Below are 15011 nucleotides of genomic sequence, written 5' to 3' on the forward strand. Positions count from 1 at the left end.
ACCGCGCCGCCTCCTCCATCTCCCGGCGCACCGGGGCGAGTTCGGCGGCCCAGTCGACCCCGGCCCGGCCGAGCGCGACGAGCTGCTCGAAGGTGAGCTTCGCCCGGCGGGAGCGCTGGTTGGACAGCCAGGCCCCCAGGCCCAGCAGCACCGTCTCCCCGGAGCCCTCGGCAGCCTCCAGCGGTTCCTTGTGCTGCCTGGGCACCCGCACGTGCCCCTCACGCCGCGCGAAGGCGTGCAGGGCCTCCAGGTGCTGCGCGAAGCGATCCACCCGCCCCTTCACCGGCCGGGTCGCCTTCTCCACCTTCGCCGCCGCCTCGGCCGCGAGCTCGGGGTCCTCCTCCATCCCGAGCGCCAAGAGCAACTCCTGCTGCTCCTCGGCCAGGCCCGCCCAGGCGCCGCGCTGCACCCGCACCCAGCGCCCGATCGCCTCCCCCTCGAAAGCCGTCTCAACCGGCAGGCCGGGCCAATCGACCCGGCCCTCGCACGCCAGCCACCACGCCCTGCAGGCCGCGTACGAGCGCTGCCAGGTGATCGGCCAAGCCGGGCACCACCACGGATCGATTGACTCCAACGCGACCCTGCGCGCCTGCGGCAGCGCCCCCGGTTGCCCGCCCGGCACCTCCGCCTGCGCCCGCAGCTCCACCAGCCAGGTGCCGATCGCATACCCCCCGATGGACGCCCGCGACGGCGCGGCCAGCGACCCGTGGTGCTCGGCGGCCCACTGCCGCGCCCAGGCGAGGCCGGCCTCGAACCGGGCGTCGGAGACCGACCAGATCATGCCCAGAGAATCCAGCAGCACGACACGGTAGGCAGCCATGTCGCCCGTGGAGCGCTCGTGACGCCGGTCGGAGAGCCACTTGCCGAGCGGAAAGTTACCGTTCTTGCCCACCATCGCGTTATACGGGACATCGAGCGAGCCGTGTTCCTCCACCCACTGCGCGCAGTGCTGCATGCCCTCCTTCCAATACACGCTCTCCGACCGGAAAACCTGCGTCGAGACGAACAGCGCCAACGCGGCCTGACTCACCTTGGACTGGAAGCGCACCGGCAGCGTGAACGCCCCCGCCGCCGCCTCGCCGCCCTCACCAGGTGCCCCAACGAGTTCCGCCCGCGCGCCGGTGGTCCGCCGCCCGCTGCGCTGCGGCACCGCCAACGCCTCCAGAAGCCGGGCATCATGGCTGCGAATAGCGGTCAATACTCGAATGAGCGGACCATAGGAATCCGACTCCATAATGTCCCCAGGCTCCTCACCCTTGCGAAGAAAAACCGGCACGACAATACGCGCCACCTTCCCCTCACCCGGCTTCATCCGAAGGGCACGCCCTATGGCCTGGACGATATCCACCATGCTTCCCCGCCCCTGGAGCAGAATAGAATCCACCCCCGGCATCGACATTATCTGGAGGTGGTGTCGGGGTGAGGGACGTTTGGTGTGGGGCTGAACTGGGGTGATGTGGGCCTGTAGTCCCTCGGGGTTGTGTGTGGGTGACGTTTGGTGTGGATGTCACCTTGAGGGATGAAGGACCGGGTCAACGCTCTTTCTGCGCGGGGGAGTTCTGGCAGGGTCCGGGGCATGGGTCCAGGGTTCATGGCCGAGCGGGCGGTCGATCCGGCTTCCGGTGAGGTGCGCTGGGTGGTCGCCGACAGCCGCACGCTGGAGTTGCAGGTGGAGGCGACGGCGTTCATCGCCTCGCTGCGCTCCCGCGGGCTGTCGCCGAACACCGAGCGTGCCTACGCGGGCCGTATCGCGCTTTACCTGAATCACTGCGTGCGGGGCGGGTTGGACTGGCAGGCGCCGACGTTCTTGTCGCTGTCGGGTTTCCAGCGGTGGCTGGTGACCGAGCCGCTGCCGGCCCGCGGCCACGTTCTGCGGCAGGGCAAGCCGGTGTTCCGGTCGCACAACACCGCGAACGCGGTGATGACGGCCGTCGCCGCGTTCCTGCGGTTCTGTGTGGCGAACGGCTGGATAGCCTCCCACGTGGCGGGCTTGCTCGCGCAGCCCAAGTACCTGGTCCACGTCCCGGCTGGCTACGACACGGGGGAGCGGGACCAGTTCCGCACCGTGGACGCGGCGGCGTTCCGGTTTCGGGTCACCGAGCCCGGCTACGAGGACCTGACCCCTGATCAGATCGCCCGCATGATCGCCCTCGCACCGCGGGCCAGGGACCGGTTCCTTGTCGCGCTGCTCGCCTGTACCGGGGTGCGGATCGGCGAAGCACTGGGCCTGCGGCGCCAGGACATGCACCTGCTCGCCTCTTCACGGGCGCTGGGCTGCAACACCGAAGGCCCCCACATCCACGTTCACCGCCGCACCGACAACCCGAACCGAGCCCTGGCCAAGGCCCGCAAGTCACGCACCATCCCCGTCACCCCCGACCTGGTCGCCCTCTACACCGACTACCGCCACGAGCGCGACGCCGTCCCCGAAGCCACGGGCGGCGACATGGTGTTCGTGAACCTGTTCCGCCCGCCCCTGGGCCGCGCGATGTCCTACCCGAACACCAAGGACATGTTCGACCGCCTCGCCCGCGCCGCCCGCCACCCCGCGCGCCCGCACATGCTGCGCCACTCGGCCGCGACGGCCTGGCTGCGCGAGGGGACGGACCGCGATGTCGTGCAGTACCTCCTCGGCCACGTCTCACCGCTGTCGATGGACCGCTACCGGCACGTCGACGACACCGAGACCCGCGCCGCAGTCGACCGCCTCGAAGCCCTCCGGAGGACTCGATGACCGCCCGTCCCGCCGCCGAGCAACTGTTCCTGCTGCCCGCCCAGCCCGACACGCCACCGCAACCGGAGCCCGGCTCCGGCCGCATCCTGCTGCCGGGCGGCGCCGACCCGCAGGCCTGGAGCCACTGGCTCACCGAGCACACCGACCCGGCCTGGCGGACGGGGGAGTGGGACCCGGAACACTGGCTGTTCACGGGACGCCTCGACGATCCCCGCACCAGCGCCTCCACCTGCCGTACGGCCGCCTGCGACATGATCGTCAACGCGCGCAACATCTTCTGCGCGATGTGCACCGACCGCCTCAAGGCATCCGGCCTCACCGCCGAGGAATTCGCCACCACCTACGTGCCCCAGCGCGGCAAAGCCCCCCGCGGTCTGGCGACCGCCCGCTGCGCGGTCACCCGCGACGGCATCCGGTGCGTGCGCCCCAAGCACTGCCGCGACCTGTGCTCCAACCACTACGCCACCTGGCACTACCACCAGCGCCGCGGCAACGAGGAACGCTGGCGGAGCCACATCGCCATCCCCTTCACCGACGAGCTCCCCTGCCTGGTCCCCGCCTGCCCCAGCCCGGCCTTCACCACCGCCGGGCTGTGCGGCTTCCACTCCCGGCTGTGGAACCGCGACAACCGCACCACCCCCACACCGGCCACCCAATGGGCCCGCCACCAAGCCCCCTACACCGCCGCCCACCAGTTCAGCCTGGTACCGCTGGCCGACCTGGTGCGCCGAGAAGTCCTCTACGCCCTGCAGCAGCACGACCAGTGGGCCCGCGCCCTGAACCCGAGCAGTGTCCGCAGCCTGGTCCGCGACCACACCGACGCTCCCACCCTGCTCTCCGACGAACCCCGCACCCTCTCCGCGCCCAAGGACGCCGCCTACCGCCGCACCCTCAAGGCAGTCCACGAAGCCCTGCGCTCCGCCTTCGAAGAGTTCACCGGCACCCCCAACGAGGACATCCTCGACCTGCGCCGCATCGGCCTGCGCGCCGTCAGCGGCCAAGCACCCCGCCAACTCGGCTCCACCCTCGACCTCACCGAACACATCCACCAGCCCTGGCTGCGCCGCCTCCTGAGGTTCTGGGCAACCACCGAACGCCCCCGCACCGACGACTTCACCCGCACCCTGCGCGCCACCACCCTCGCCTCCCGCGCACTGGCCCAGCGGCCAGGCACCGGAAACGACCCCACCACCCTGCGCTTCGCCGACGTCAGCGCCGTCGTCGACGCCTTCCGCACCGCCCTCAAACTCGACGGAAACCCCTACAGCACCGCCCACCGCAACGCCCTCACCGGCCGCTTCTTCCAACTCATCGACTACGGGCGCCGCGCCGACGTGCTCGACGACCTCGCCGGCACCTTCAGCCGCGACGCGGTCCACCACACCGTCGGACGCGACGACGACAACGAGGAAGAGATCGGCAAGGCCATCCCCGAGTCGGTCATCAGCCAGCTCGACGCCCACCTCGACACCCTCGGCCACGGCGACGTCAGAGGCCGCCGCGACATCCCCGAAGCCGACCTCCACCTCCTCTACCGCACCGTCTACACCGTCCTGCGCGACACCGGACGCAGGCCCCTGGAAATCGCCTCACTCGCGCGCGACTGCCTGGAGACCGACCGCGGCCAGACCTCCCTAATCTGGGACAACCACAAACGCCGCCGCCACCGCCGACGCCTGCCCATCACCGCCGCCACCGCCCAGGCCATCCGCGAATGGCAAGAACGCCGCCACCACCTCGACCTGCCCGCCTCCGGCGACCGCTTCCTCTTCCCCGCCCTCACCGACCAGAGCGCGGCCGGCCACCTCTCCTCCAGCTACATCAGCGAGACCCTGCGCCTATGGATCGCCTCCATCCCCCGACTCGACGCCGAAGGCGTCGACGCCCACGGCAACCCCCTGCCCTTCGACCGCACCCTCATCTACCCCTACGCCTTCCGCCACTCCTACGCCCAACGCCACGCAGACGCAGGCACCCCCGTCGACGTCCTGCGCGAACTCATGGACCACAAATCCATCGCCATGACCCAGCGCTACTACCAGGTCTCCCTCAAACGAAAGCAAGCCGCCGTCACCACCCTCAGCGCCCACGTCATCGACCGCAACGGACACCCAGCCCCCACCTCCACCACCGCCTACGAACTGCGCCAGGTCGCCGTCCCCTACGGCGGCTGCACCGAACCCAGCAACGTCAAAGCCGGCGGCAGCTCCTGCCCCATCCGCTTCCAGTGCGCCGGCTGCGGCTTCTACCGCCCCGACCCCTCCTACCTGCCCGCCATCGAACAGCACATCAACGAACTGCGCGCCGACCGCGAAACCGCCCAGGCGATGGACGCCGCCGACTTCGTCATCACCGCCATCACCGCCCAGATCACCGCTTTCGAACAAGTCGTCACCCGCATGAACCGCTACCTCGCCGCCATGCCCGCCCACGAACGCGCCGAACTCGAAGAAGCCAGCACCGTCCTACGCCGCGCCCGCGCAGGCACCCCCCACCAACTCCTGCCCCTCACCGTCGTCAACCGCACCCCCACCGGACCCCAGTGAACCCCCACGGCAACCCCGCCCCCCTCGCCCAAGCCCGCGCCCGCATCAGCGCCGACAAACGCCAACGCGCCCTCGACGCCATCACCACCCTCGAACGCGACAACCACCCCGTCACCCACACCACCGTCGCCCGCACCGCCGGCGTCTCCACCTGGCTCACCTACACCGACCCCATCCGCCCCCACATCCAAGCCGCCCAACAACGCCAAGCCACCACCTCGACCCCCACCCGGTCAGCAGCCACCCCCACCCCCTCCAACGACGCCACCCTGCGTACCGAACTCGAACTCGCCCGCCAGGAGATCAAGCACCTACGCCAAGAACGCGACCAGGCCCAAACCGCCGTACGCCACCAACTCGGACGCCAACTCGACGCCCTCGGCACCCACGACCTCATCGCCCGCGTCGACGAACTCACCCACCACAACCACCAACTCGCCGACCAACTCCAGCAAGCAACCACTCACAACACCGCCCTCCAAGAACGCATCACCACCCTCGAAGACGACCTGATCGCCGCCCGCACCAGCCTCCGACGCATGATCCGCAACGAGAACCTGAGTAACTGACCCCGTCTCCGGCAAGAACAGCGAGCCGGCCTGCGCCCAACTCGGCGCGTAGGCAGCTTGATTGTCGGTTCCAGCGCGTACCCTCCTGAGAACCCCGGTACGGAGGAACGCCCGTGAACAGCAGCCTCAGAGCCCTTCAAGACCAGTTCATAGAGTGGGTCTACGACCACTCCGACGACAATCCGCTGGGCGACGTCAACCTCGAACCGTTCGCCGAACAGCACGGCCTGGACCTGACGGAGTCCTTCCAACTTCTCCGGCACTGCAAAGACGTCGGCCTGCTGGACGATCGCTTCACGACCATGGGGCAAGCAACGGCCAACATCACGCAGACCGGGACCGCGTGGGTTGAGGAGCGCCGACGTCGACGGGACGACCCAGCTGCACGTGCTGCAGCAGCACGCCGCGGACTGCTGACCTGGCTCTGGCACCGTAAACACGAGGGCACTCACATGCCGACCGTGGCGGGTGTTCTGGAGGCACCGCAGTCGCTCTTCGAAGGCATCCAGCTCGCGGACACCGAAATCGACCGGGCCGCCGGCCACCTCCAGGCCAAAGGCCTGATCAAGGGAACATCCCGAGCCATGGGGATGGCGGGACCCCTGCGCGCCGAGATCACCGTCGAAGGAGAAGATTGCGTGGAGAACTACGAAGCCGACCTCGCCGCCTACGAGCGCCGAAACAACGGTGCCAGCAACACCAACTTCCACATCGGCACCAACACAGGCAACATCGCGGCCAACAGTCGCGAAGTCACCCAAACCGCCACCACCAACCAGGGCATCAACCCCAGCGAGCTGGTCCTCCTCGCCAGGTCCCTACGCCAGGCGGCTCCCGTTCTCGGCCTGCCGGAAGGCGATGCCGAAGAGTTCACCGACATCGCAACCCGGATCGAGAACGAAGCGTCCGCAGACAATCCCGACCCGGGACGACTCCGGCGCTGGGGAGCCGCAATCCTGGACATCCTCAACTCCCCGGCGGTCAGCGGCGCCCTCGCCCAGACCCTCTCCACCACCGTCCAGGCCGCCATCACCCCGGGCGGCTGACGACCCAGGACAACCAATTGCCACGAGAGCTGACCACACTCCTGACCAACTCCGCTGCTCGGTGACCCATCCGCCAGCATCCCTGCCAGGAACGACGAAGGCCGCCACCCACCAAGGTGTCGGCCTTCCGAACTCTCTCGCCGCGTCTCGGAGCTGATGGGGCTCCCCGGATTTCCCCACCCCGCGCTTGGGTGTTCCTCGGACCTGCTCGCGCGATTCCCCACCCTGTAGCGTCGGCCTGCGGACGGAAGTCGTTAGGGAGAGGGCCTCGCATCCGCTGGAGTCACCGGCACCGTCATGCGGAAGCCGCAGGAGTGCGCGAGGCGAGCAGGGCTCGCAGGGGTGCGGTGTCGGGCGTGTCGGCGGTGGCGGCGTCGAGGGCGTCGTCCATGCCTTCCTCCCACATCTTGGGAAGCGCGAGCCCGGGCCGTCCCGCCCACGCGATGTCCGCCCTGGCCTGTCCGAGGGCGACGAGGCGGAGGTGGACCAGGCCCGCGAGCGCGTCGAAGATCCTGGGCCGGAGGAAGTTGCGGGCCGATTGCCCGGTCAGCCGCGCCGCTTGGGGCGGCTTGGGCATCCGGTCGGCCACCTCCGGCCACAGCAGACCACGGTCGAAGGCGTCGAGTACCTCCTCTAGCCCGGGCAGTTCGCCATCCGGCTCCGAGGAGCGCAGCGTCCTGGCCATCGCGAGGCGCAGGGGGCGGGACCAGCCCTCGGCGTCGGCGACCGCTCGGGCCAGGACCAGATCGTCCCAGCTGATTCGCCGCATCGACGAGGCCTGCGGTGGCAGGGTGCGCGCCTCCAGGGCTACGAACAGCTGGTCCGGCTCGCGCAGCAGGCTCAGCGCCCCTGGCCCGTCCGGCCGGTCGCCGCCGCCAGGTGGCAGCGCTTCGATCAGGGCGATCCGCTGCGCGGTCGGCGGGTGGGAGTCGTACGGGTGCGGGCGCGGTGGGCGGCTTTCGGTGGCGAGCTGGGCGAGTTGTTCCGCGGTCCGGGCGGCGAGCAGGCGGCGGAAGCCGCCGTCCACCTCGCCCACCGGCGGCAACGCCCCCAGCGGCTCGCCCAGGGCGGCGTACATTGCCAGGTAGTGGCGGTGTGCGGCTTCGAGCACCGAGGTGGCGCGCAGCGCGGCGGCCGTCGCCTCGCGGCCGGCGTGCCGGACGGCCACCTGGTCGGCCACGAGCTCCTGCTGACGGGCGATGGACTGCGAAGCCCGCAGGAACATCCGGGCGTACGCCGCATACAGGCGGCCCACCGGGTGGTGCAGCCAGGTGCCGCCGGCCTCGAACGCCCGGACGGTGTGCACGACCGCCGCCCGGCCGCGCATCGTGAGGCCGCCGAGCCGGGTGTCCCCCTGGCTGAAGTGGCCGAACTCGTGCGCGAGGACAGCGCGCAGTTGCGGGACGCTCAGCCCGGCCAGCAGCGGCAGCCCCAGGGACATCCGGCGCCGTCCGGGCAGCAGCCCCAACAGGCGGCTCTGCTCGGCGACGCCCGCATTGACCTCCGCGACCAGGAACAGCTCCTCCGGCGCACGTTCCCCCGCTGCCCGGGCGGCAGCACGGACCTCCTCCCACAGCTGCGGCTGCTCCTGCGACGTGATCGCCACGGCCCCCGTCGCCGGGCCGAGCCGTCCGGCGCGCAACGAGGCGAGCATGCCCCGGACGATCGCCACCGCCAGGAAAACGGTGACGGCCAGCACGGTCCCCTCGAACCAGGCCGCCTGCTCGGTGAGCAGCCGCGTCACCAGCAGCCAGTCGAGTACGGCCATCGCCGCCAGCAGACCCGCACCCATCAGGTGGAAGCCGGCCAGCAGCACCACCGCCCGCAGGGCACGCCATCGGAACGTCATCGAACAACCCCCGCACAACTCGGTCGGTCCGCGCGGGCCGACGATGATCGCGCGGAGCCTACCGCCCAGCTCAGGAGCCCTCCCAAGCACCCCCTGCCCCACTCCATGGCGGGCCGCTACGATCCGCGCCAGCTCCAGCCCGGGCGGAACGCCGCGTCGAGAAGGAGCCAAGGGCCGGTACTTCGATGCTCACCCAAACTCCCCACTCAGTTGAACACCAGAGCATGTGAGGAGACGCGAGCAGGCCTGGCCGTTTTCCAGGCTCTGACCGGAGTTCCGTGAAAGACCAGGTCATCGGCGTGAATGCAGGATCGTTTCGCTGCGGGATGACCTTCAGGTGGCTCTCGATTCGATCGAAGACGTGCTGTTCCCCGGAGTCGATGTTGAACTGGAGCGGGTGACCGCCGGGTTGGACCTGGTACTGGTCGAGGTCGCCGCGTGCGGGCCGGCCGTCCGCTGCCCGGACTGCGGGATACGAGGGCGGCGGGTCCACTCCACGTACCGGCGCACGGTGGCCGAACGCCCGCTGGCCGGGCGGAAGTTGCTGATACGGCTACGCGTGCGCCGGTACTTCTGCGACCGCCTCCGGTGCGGCCGGCGAACGTTCGTCGAGCAGGTCCGGGGACTGAGCGAGCGTCACCTGCGCTCCAGCACCGGGCTGAAGGACTGGCTGCGGGCCGTCGCCGTCGAACTCGGAGGCCGCGCGGGCGAACGGCTGTGCCGCAAGCTCAGCGTCACGGCCGGCCGCACCCGGCTCCTCGGACTGCTCGAAGCACCCGAAGTACCCGAGCGGGCGCCGCGGGTGCTCGGCGTCGACGAGTTCGCCTTCCGCAGGGGCCGCACCTACGGCACCCTGCTGGTCGACGTCGAGACCGGCCGCGTCGTCGACGTCCTGCCCGACCGCACCTCGGAAACCTTCGCCGCCTGGCTGCGCGAGCACCCTGGCGCCGAGATCGTCTGCCGCGACCGTGCCAGCGCCTACAGCCGGGCGATCAAGGAAGCCGCACCGGAGGCGACCGAGGTCGCCGACCGCTGGCACCTGCTGCAGAACCTGTCCGCCGCGGTCGAGAAGACCTGCCACCAACACCGCGCCTGCCTGCGCAAGCACGCCGAGCAGGAGGTGCCGCCCGAGCCGCCCGCGATCGACCTGCCGGTCCTCCAGGAGCCCCGCACTCCGATCGTCGAGCGCACCCGCAACCGCCACGCGGACGTCCACCGGCTGTTGGAGCAGAAGTGGATGATCAGTGCGATCGCCCGCTACCTGGGGCTCGACCGCAAGACCGTCCGCCGCTTCAAGACCACCCCGCTCGATGAACTCATCGCCTCAGCAAGGGAGTTCGGCGCGAGCAAGCAGGGGCTGCTCGACCCGTTCAAGCCCTACGTGAACAGCCGGTTCACCGCCGGGTGTACCACCGCCCAGCAACTGTTCCGCGAGATCACCGAACGCGGCTACCGGGGCAGCGTCCTGGCCGTGCGCCGCTACGTCGCCTCCCTGCGCGAGGGCACCGCCGAACCCGTCCGCGCCGACATCCCCAGCCCGCGCCGGATCACCTCCTGGATCATGCGGCCGACCGGCACCCTCGCCGACCGCGAGCAGGACAGGCTGCTGGACGTCAGGATCGCCTGCCCGGACATCGCCCGCGCCTACGACCTGTCCCGATGCTTCCACGACCTCATGACCAACCGCCTCGGCGCCCTCTTGCCGGACTGGATCGACCAGGCCGAGCAGGACGCCCCCGCGCCGGTGCGCTCGTTCGCCGGCTTCCTCCGCCAGGACCTCGCCGCCGTCACCGCCGGCCTCACCCTCGAATGGAGTTCCGGCAAGGTCGAAGGCAACGTGAACCGGGTCAAAACACTCAAAAGAGCCATGTATGGCCGGGCCTCGTTCCGACTCCTCCGGACCCGGATCCTCACCCGACCATGAAGATCACGTGATCAGTCATCAGCCGCAACGAGGAGAGTCAGGGCCTGTCGATCGTCGTCGATGGCAACGAACTCATGGAACTCGCCGTGCACGCCGCCCCAGTCGTGGAAGGCATCGCTGCCCAGGTCTCGGAGGCAGTAGAGACGGCTGGCGGAGTTCACCGTCGCACGGAGCGTCGCATCGAGTGCGCGCTCCAGCGAGTTCGGAAGACCGCCGTACTGCTTCACCCACTCCTCCAACACTAGCGCGGTCCTGTCGCGGCTGACCGGCTGGTACTCGTCGGGGCTGATCACGTTGAGCCAGTACGGTCCGTGTCGGAGGCCATCGGGGTCGACACCGCCTCCGGCGTAGTCGTCACGGAACTGCTCATGCGCGACAACAGCGGTGAGCAAGTCCGGGTCCTGGCAGTCTCGCGCGAACCGGAAGGACTTCAGATCGACCCAGCGGAAGCCGTGACCTCTGCCATCGGGGAAGGGGTGGTCGCGAAAGTTCACGAAGGTTCGTTCGATGAAGTCGAGCTTTGCCACCCGGCCACGCTACCCCGATGTAGCTCGCCAGGGCGGCTTCACGAAACTTCGGCCAGAGCCGTTTTCCAAGATCCTCATCAGAGCCAGCGACTTCAGTGCGCAACTCACTCCAGCCGCCCCTCCCACCCCTGTATGGGCCGCTGACGGCCGTTCAGCGCCCTGCCGGGCCAGAGACCGTACGGCAAGGCGGCGGGGCCGCCACCAGCCGGTGACGACCCCGCCGCTGCACTCCCCGCGCCGCTACCAGTCCAGCGCCGGGCCCCCGTACTCGTCGCGGTAGGCGTCCCTGGCCCGCTTGTCCGCGTCCCGCCGGCCGAAGAGGCGTGGCCGCTCCTCGGCGGCCAGGCCGTCGTCCTTGTCGGTGCACCGGCCGCCCGAGCGCACCCGCCGCTGCCACTCCGGCCACGGCGGGGGCAGCCGGTGCCCGCCCTCGCAGTCCACCCCGCCGCAGTGCGACCCCGACCCGAACCCGCCGCTCACGCCCGCACCCCCGCGTCCTCGGTCTCCCGCCGCACCGGGGCCAGCTCGGCCGCCCACTCGACCCCGGCCCGGCCGAGCGCGACGAGCTGCTCGAAGGTGAGCTTCGCTCTGCGCGAGCGCTGGTTGGACAGCCACGCCCCCAGGCCCAGCAGCACGACCTCCACGGCACCATCCTCGGCCCCGGCCTCCTCCGCCCCCTCTGCGGCCATGGCGGGTACCTCCAGCGGCTCCTTGTGCTGCCTGGGCACTCGCACGTGCCCCTCCCGCTCCGCGAAGGCGCGCAGGGCCTCCAGGTGCTGCGCGAAGCGGTCGGAGCGGGCCCGCACCGGCCGGGTCGCCCGCTCCGCCTTCGCGGCGGTCTCGGCGGCCAGCTCGGGGTCCTCCTCGATACCGAGCGCCAGGAGCAAGTCGCGCTGCTCCTCGGCGAGCTGCGCCCAGGCGCCGCGCTGTGCCCGCACCCATCGTCCGATCGCCTCGCCCTCGAAGCTGGTGTCGACCGGCAGGCCAGGCCAGTCGACGCGGCCGTCGCAGGCCAGCCACCACGCCCTGCAGGCGGCGTAGGTGCGCTGCCAGGTGATCGGCCAGGCCGGGCACCACCAGGGGTCGATGGCCTCCAGTGCCCGCCTGCGCGCCTCCGGCAGCGCTCCCGGCTCGCCCTCGGGCACCTCGGCCTGTGCCCGCAGCTCCACCAGCCAGGTGCCGATCGCGTACCCGCCGATGGAGGCCCGCGCCGGTGCGGCCAGCGACCCGTGGTGCTCCGCGGCCCACTGCCGCGCCCAGGCCAGCCCGGCCTCGAAACGGGCGTCCGACACGGACCAGATCATGCCCAGAGAATCCAGCAGGATGACACGGTAGGCGGGCATGTCGCCCGTCGAGCGCTCGTGACGCCGGTCTGACAGCCACTTGCCGAGCGGGAAATTCCCGTTCACGCCCACCATCGCGTTGTACGGAACGTCAAGCGAACCGTGCTCCTCGACCCACTTCCGGCAGTGCTCCATTCCCTCCTTCCAATACACACTCTCGGACCGGAAAACCTGCGTCGCAACGAACAGCGCCAGCGCGGTCTGACTCACCTTGGACTGGAACCGCACCGGCAGCACGAACGCCCCCGACGGCTCCTCCTCACCTCCGCCTTCACCAGGCGCCCCAACGAGTTCCGCCCGCGCGCCGGTGGTCCTCCGCCCGCTACGCTGCGGCACCGCCAACGCCTCCACAAGCCGGGCATCATGCGAACGGATAGCAGTCAACACCTTGATCAACGGACCATACGAATCCGACTCCATAATGTCACCGGGCTGCTCCCCGGCGCGGAGAAAAACCGGCACGACAATGCGCGCCACTTTCCCCTCACCGGGCTTCATCCGGAGGGCACGCCCTATGGCCTGGACGATATCGACCATGCTTCCACGACCCTGAAGAAGAATGGAGTCAGCTCCCGGGCAGTCCACACCCTCCCCTAGAACACGGCAATTCGCGAGCACGCGATAGGCCAGACCGTCGTCCTCCTCGGTGCGCCCGAAGTCCCCGAGGATGTAGCGGCGGTAATCCGCCGGGTGCTCACCGGACAGCCACTGCGACCACACCTCATCCGGAAATTCGGACGGGTCCTCGACGTGCAACTTCTCCACCGTCTGGTTCAGCGTCTCGGCGAAGTAGCGGGCCTCCAGGGTCCGCGGGTGGAAGGTGATGGTCCGCCGGAGCTGGTGCTCGGCAGCGACCTTGAGCAGCCCGGCCTGCATCGCCGCGACCCGCGCCACCGGCACCCGGTCCTCGGACCCGTCCTCCGCCTCCCCGGCCCCGGCACCCCACGGCACCGGCTGCGCGGCCGCAACCTCCGTGTCCGTCTCCGGGTCCCGCAGCTCCAGCACCACAATCTCAAACGGCGCCAGCAGCCCCCGATCCACACTTTCTGCCAGCCCTAGCGTGTACACCTGCGGCCCGTAAATCGCCTGGTCATCCATGGAAACAGCCAGCTCCTCCGGCAGCGGCTGCCACACCCCGCGACGGCCCTGACCGCCCACCTGGCCGCCGTCCCGACCAACCTCCTGGCCCTCCTCCTCATCCCGCCGACGGCGCTTCGGCGGCATCCAAATCCGCGGCGTCGCCGTCATGTAGAGCCGCCGCGCCGAGGGAATCGCGCTCTGGTCGTGAACCACGGTCCACGCCTTCTCGGCGCTGCCTGAGGACCGGTGCGCCTCGTCACAGACCATCAGGTCCAGCGAGGCCAGCTCCCGCCCCTCCTCCTGCCTCCAAGCCGCGTAGGCACCCTCCACGGACCCAGCCGCCGCGTACGTCGAGTACAGCGTCAGCGGCTTCCCGGAGACCGCCGCCCGATCGATCCACGACGCGATGACCAGCGGATGCGTCGTCCCCGGCATCCCCTCCGGCAACTCGTCCTGAACCAGCGAGCACACCGCCAACGCCTCACCCGCCCGGCCGGCCTCCACCCACGACGCCCGCATCTGCGTCAGCAGATCCAGCGTCGGCACCACCACCATCACCACACCCCGCGGCGCCAACCGCTGCGCCGCCACCGCCCCCACGAAGGACTTGCCGGTGCCGGTGGCGAGCTGCACCGTGGCCCGCAGACCCGCCGGGACCACCCGGTTCGGACGGGGTGTCAGCGCCCGCACGATGGCCTCCACCGCTTCCTCCTGGTGCGGCCTCAGCCGGATACCCCGGACCCGCCCCTGACGCCCCGCCACCGTCGCGGAAGTTCCCACGTCCCGATCCCTGCCCTTTCTCGAAACGGCATCCACGCTCACGCGGGGAAACCTCGCAGTCAGTTTTGATGCACGCGGCCGGGCGAAACTCGAAGAGAAATTCGGCCGACAACAAGGTCCATTCAAAGCGACCGAACAGCACAATAGTAGAGCTCCGGACGGGCCCGCAGGAAAATGCGAAAACTCGGGGGAGGACAGACATGCAGGCGGGATATGGTGACATCTACAAGTGAAGCACATGCGAGGCTGCCTGATCGTCCGACGGGGCGGCATGATCTACCGGAGTCGGGGCAGACGAGCGGTAGGTGCCCGCCGACACCAGTCGACCCCGGCCGGTCCGACATGCAGTCGGCGGGCACCCCTCACCCCTAGTCGGCTTGGCCGCAGGCCACCCCTCCGTCAGCCAAAAACCCAGACCAGCGAGTTGAACAAGCCTCAGCCATCCGGGCCGCCGGAGCGAAGCGGAGGCGCGCCCAGGCCCAGAGCGAAGCGGCGGGCCGCACCGCGGCGAAGCCGCGGTGCCGGACACGCGGAGCGGGTCCAGGCCGCCCGAAGGGCGGCCCCCTCGCGCGGAGCGCGAGGCGAACCGAAGGGCCGAAGGCCCGTAGGGACC

10 protein-coding genes are annotated in these 15011 nt (G+C 70.1%); 5 read left to right on the forward strand and 5 right to left on the reverse strand.

Translation table 11 applies throughout. From position 1 onward, the window contains the following. The coding region (locus OO48_RS32530) for a helicase associated domain-containing protein (RefSeq protein ID WP_209439588.1) at nucleotides 1-1348 on the reverse strand (1348 nt) is incomplete at its 3' end. 243 nt (nucleotides 1349-1591) lie between these two features. Here OO48_RS32530 and OO48_RS32535 point away from each other — a divergent pair. The 4 genes from OO48_RS32535 (at nucleotide 1592) to OO48_RS32550 (ending at nucleotide 6895) form a co-directional block, all read left to right on the forward strand. Beyond that, a complete protein-coding gene (locus OO48_RS32535; RefSeq protein ID WP_081952557.1) occupies nucleotides 1592-2734 on the forward strand; it encodes a tyrosine-type recombinase/integrase in 1143 nt (380 codons plus the stop codon). Beyond that, nucleotides 2731-5280: a tyrosine-type recombinase/integrase gene (locus OO48_RS32540; RefSeq protein WP_033222919.1), complete on the forward strand. Its 2550-nt coding sequence runs from the start codon at nucleotides 2731-2733 to the stop codon at nucleotides 5278-5280. The genes OO48_RS32535 and OO48_RS32540 overlap by 4 nt, the downstream gene beginning before the upstream one ends. Continuing rightward, nucleotides 5277-5849, forward strand: coding sequence for a hypothetical protein (locus OO48_RS32545; protein WP_051733309.1), 573 nt, complete (start codon nucleotides 5277-5279; stop codon nucleotides 5847-5849). The genes OO48_RS32540 and OO48_RS32545 overlap by 4 nt, the downstream gene beginning before the upstream one ends. 113 nt (nucleotides 5850-5962) lie before the next feature. Continuing rightward, nucleotides 5963-6895: a hypothetical protein gene (locus OO48_RS32550; RefSeq protein ID WP_033222923.1), complete on the forward strand. Its 933-nt coding sequence runs from the start codon at nucleotides 5963-5965 to the stop codon at nucleotides 6893-6895. A 295-nt stretch (nucleotides 6896-7190) separates the two neighbouring features. On the opposite strand, the gene OO48_RS32555 is transcribed toward OO48_RS32550, so the two are convergent. Further along, complete coding sequence (locus tag OO48_RS32555) at nucleotides 7191-8744, reverse strand: M48 family metallopeptidase (protein ID WP_033222935.1); 1554 nt, start codon at nucleotides 8742-8744, stop codon at nucleotides 7191-7193. Between the two features lie 337 nt (nucleotides 8745-9081). On the opposite strand from OO48_RS32555, the gene OO48_RS32560 reads away from it, so the two are divergent. Next, nucleotides 9082-10668: an ISL3 family transposase gene (locus OO48_RS32560; RefSeq protein ID WP_033222924.1), complete on the forward strand. Its 1587-nt coding sequence runs from the start codon at nucleotides 9082-9084 to the stop codon at nucleotides 10666-10668. Between the two features lie 11 nt (nucleotides 10669-10679). On the opposite strand, the gene OO48_RS32565 is transcribed toward OO48_RS32560, so the two are convergent. The 3 genes from OO48_RS32565 to OO48_RS32575 all read right to left on the reverse strand — a co-directional run bounded on the left by OO48_RS32565 (nucleotide 10680) and on the right by OO48_RS32575 (nucleotide 14671). After that, nucleotides 10680-11195, reverse strand: coding sequence for a hypothetical protein (locus tag OO48_RS32565; protein ID WP_033222926.1), 516 nt, complete (start codon nucleotides 11193-11195; stop codon nucleotides 10680-10682). Nucleotides 11196-11435: 240 nt separating this feature from the next. Continuing rightward, nucleotides 11436-11675 carry a hypothetical protein gene (locus tag OO48_RS32570; protein ID WP_033222928.1) on the reverse strand — a complete coding sequence of 80 codons (240 nt, stop codon included), beginning with the start codon at nucleotides 11673-11675 and terminating at the stop codon, nucleotides 11436-11438. Continuing rightward, nucleotides 11672-14671: a Helicase associated domain protein gene (locus OO48_RS32575; RefSeq protein WP_081952556.1), complete on the reverse strand. Its 3000-nt coding sequence runs from the start codon at nucleotides 14669-14671 to the stop codon at nucleotides 11672-11674. The genes OO48_RS32570 and OO48_RS32575 overlap by 4 nt, the downstream gene beginning before the upstream one ends. Between the last annotated feature and the right edge of the window lie 340 nt (nucleotides 14672-15011).

Source organism: Kitasatospora phosalacinea (assembly GCF_000716545.1).
In the GTDB taxonomy this organism is placed as follows: domain Bacteria; phylum Actinomycetota; class Actinomycetes; order Streptomycetales; family Streptomycetaceae; genus Kitasatospora; species Kitasatospora phosalacinea.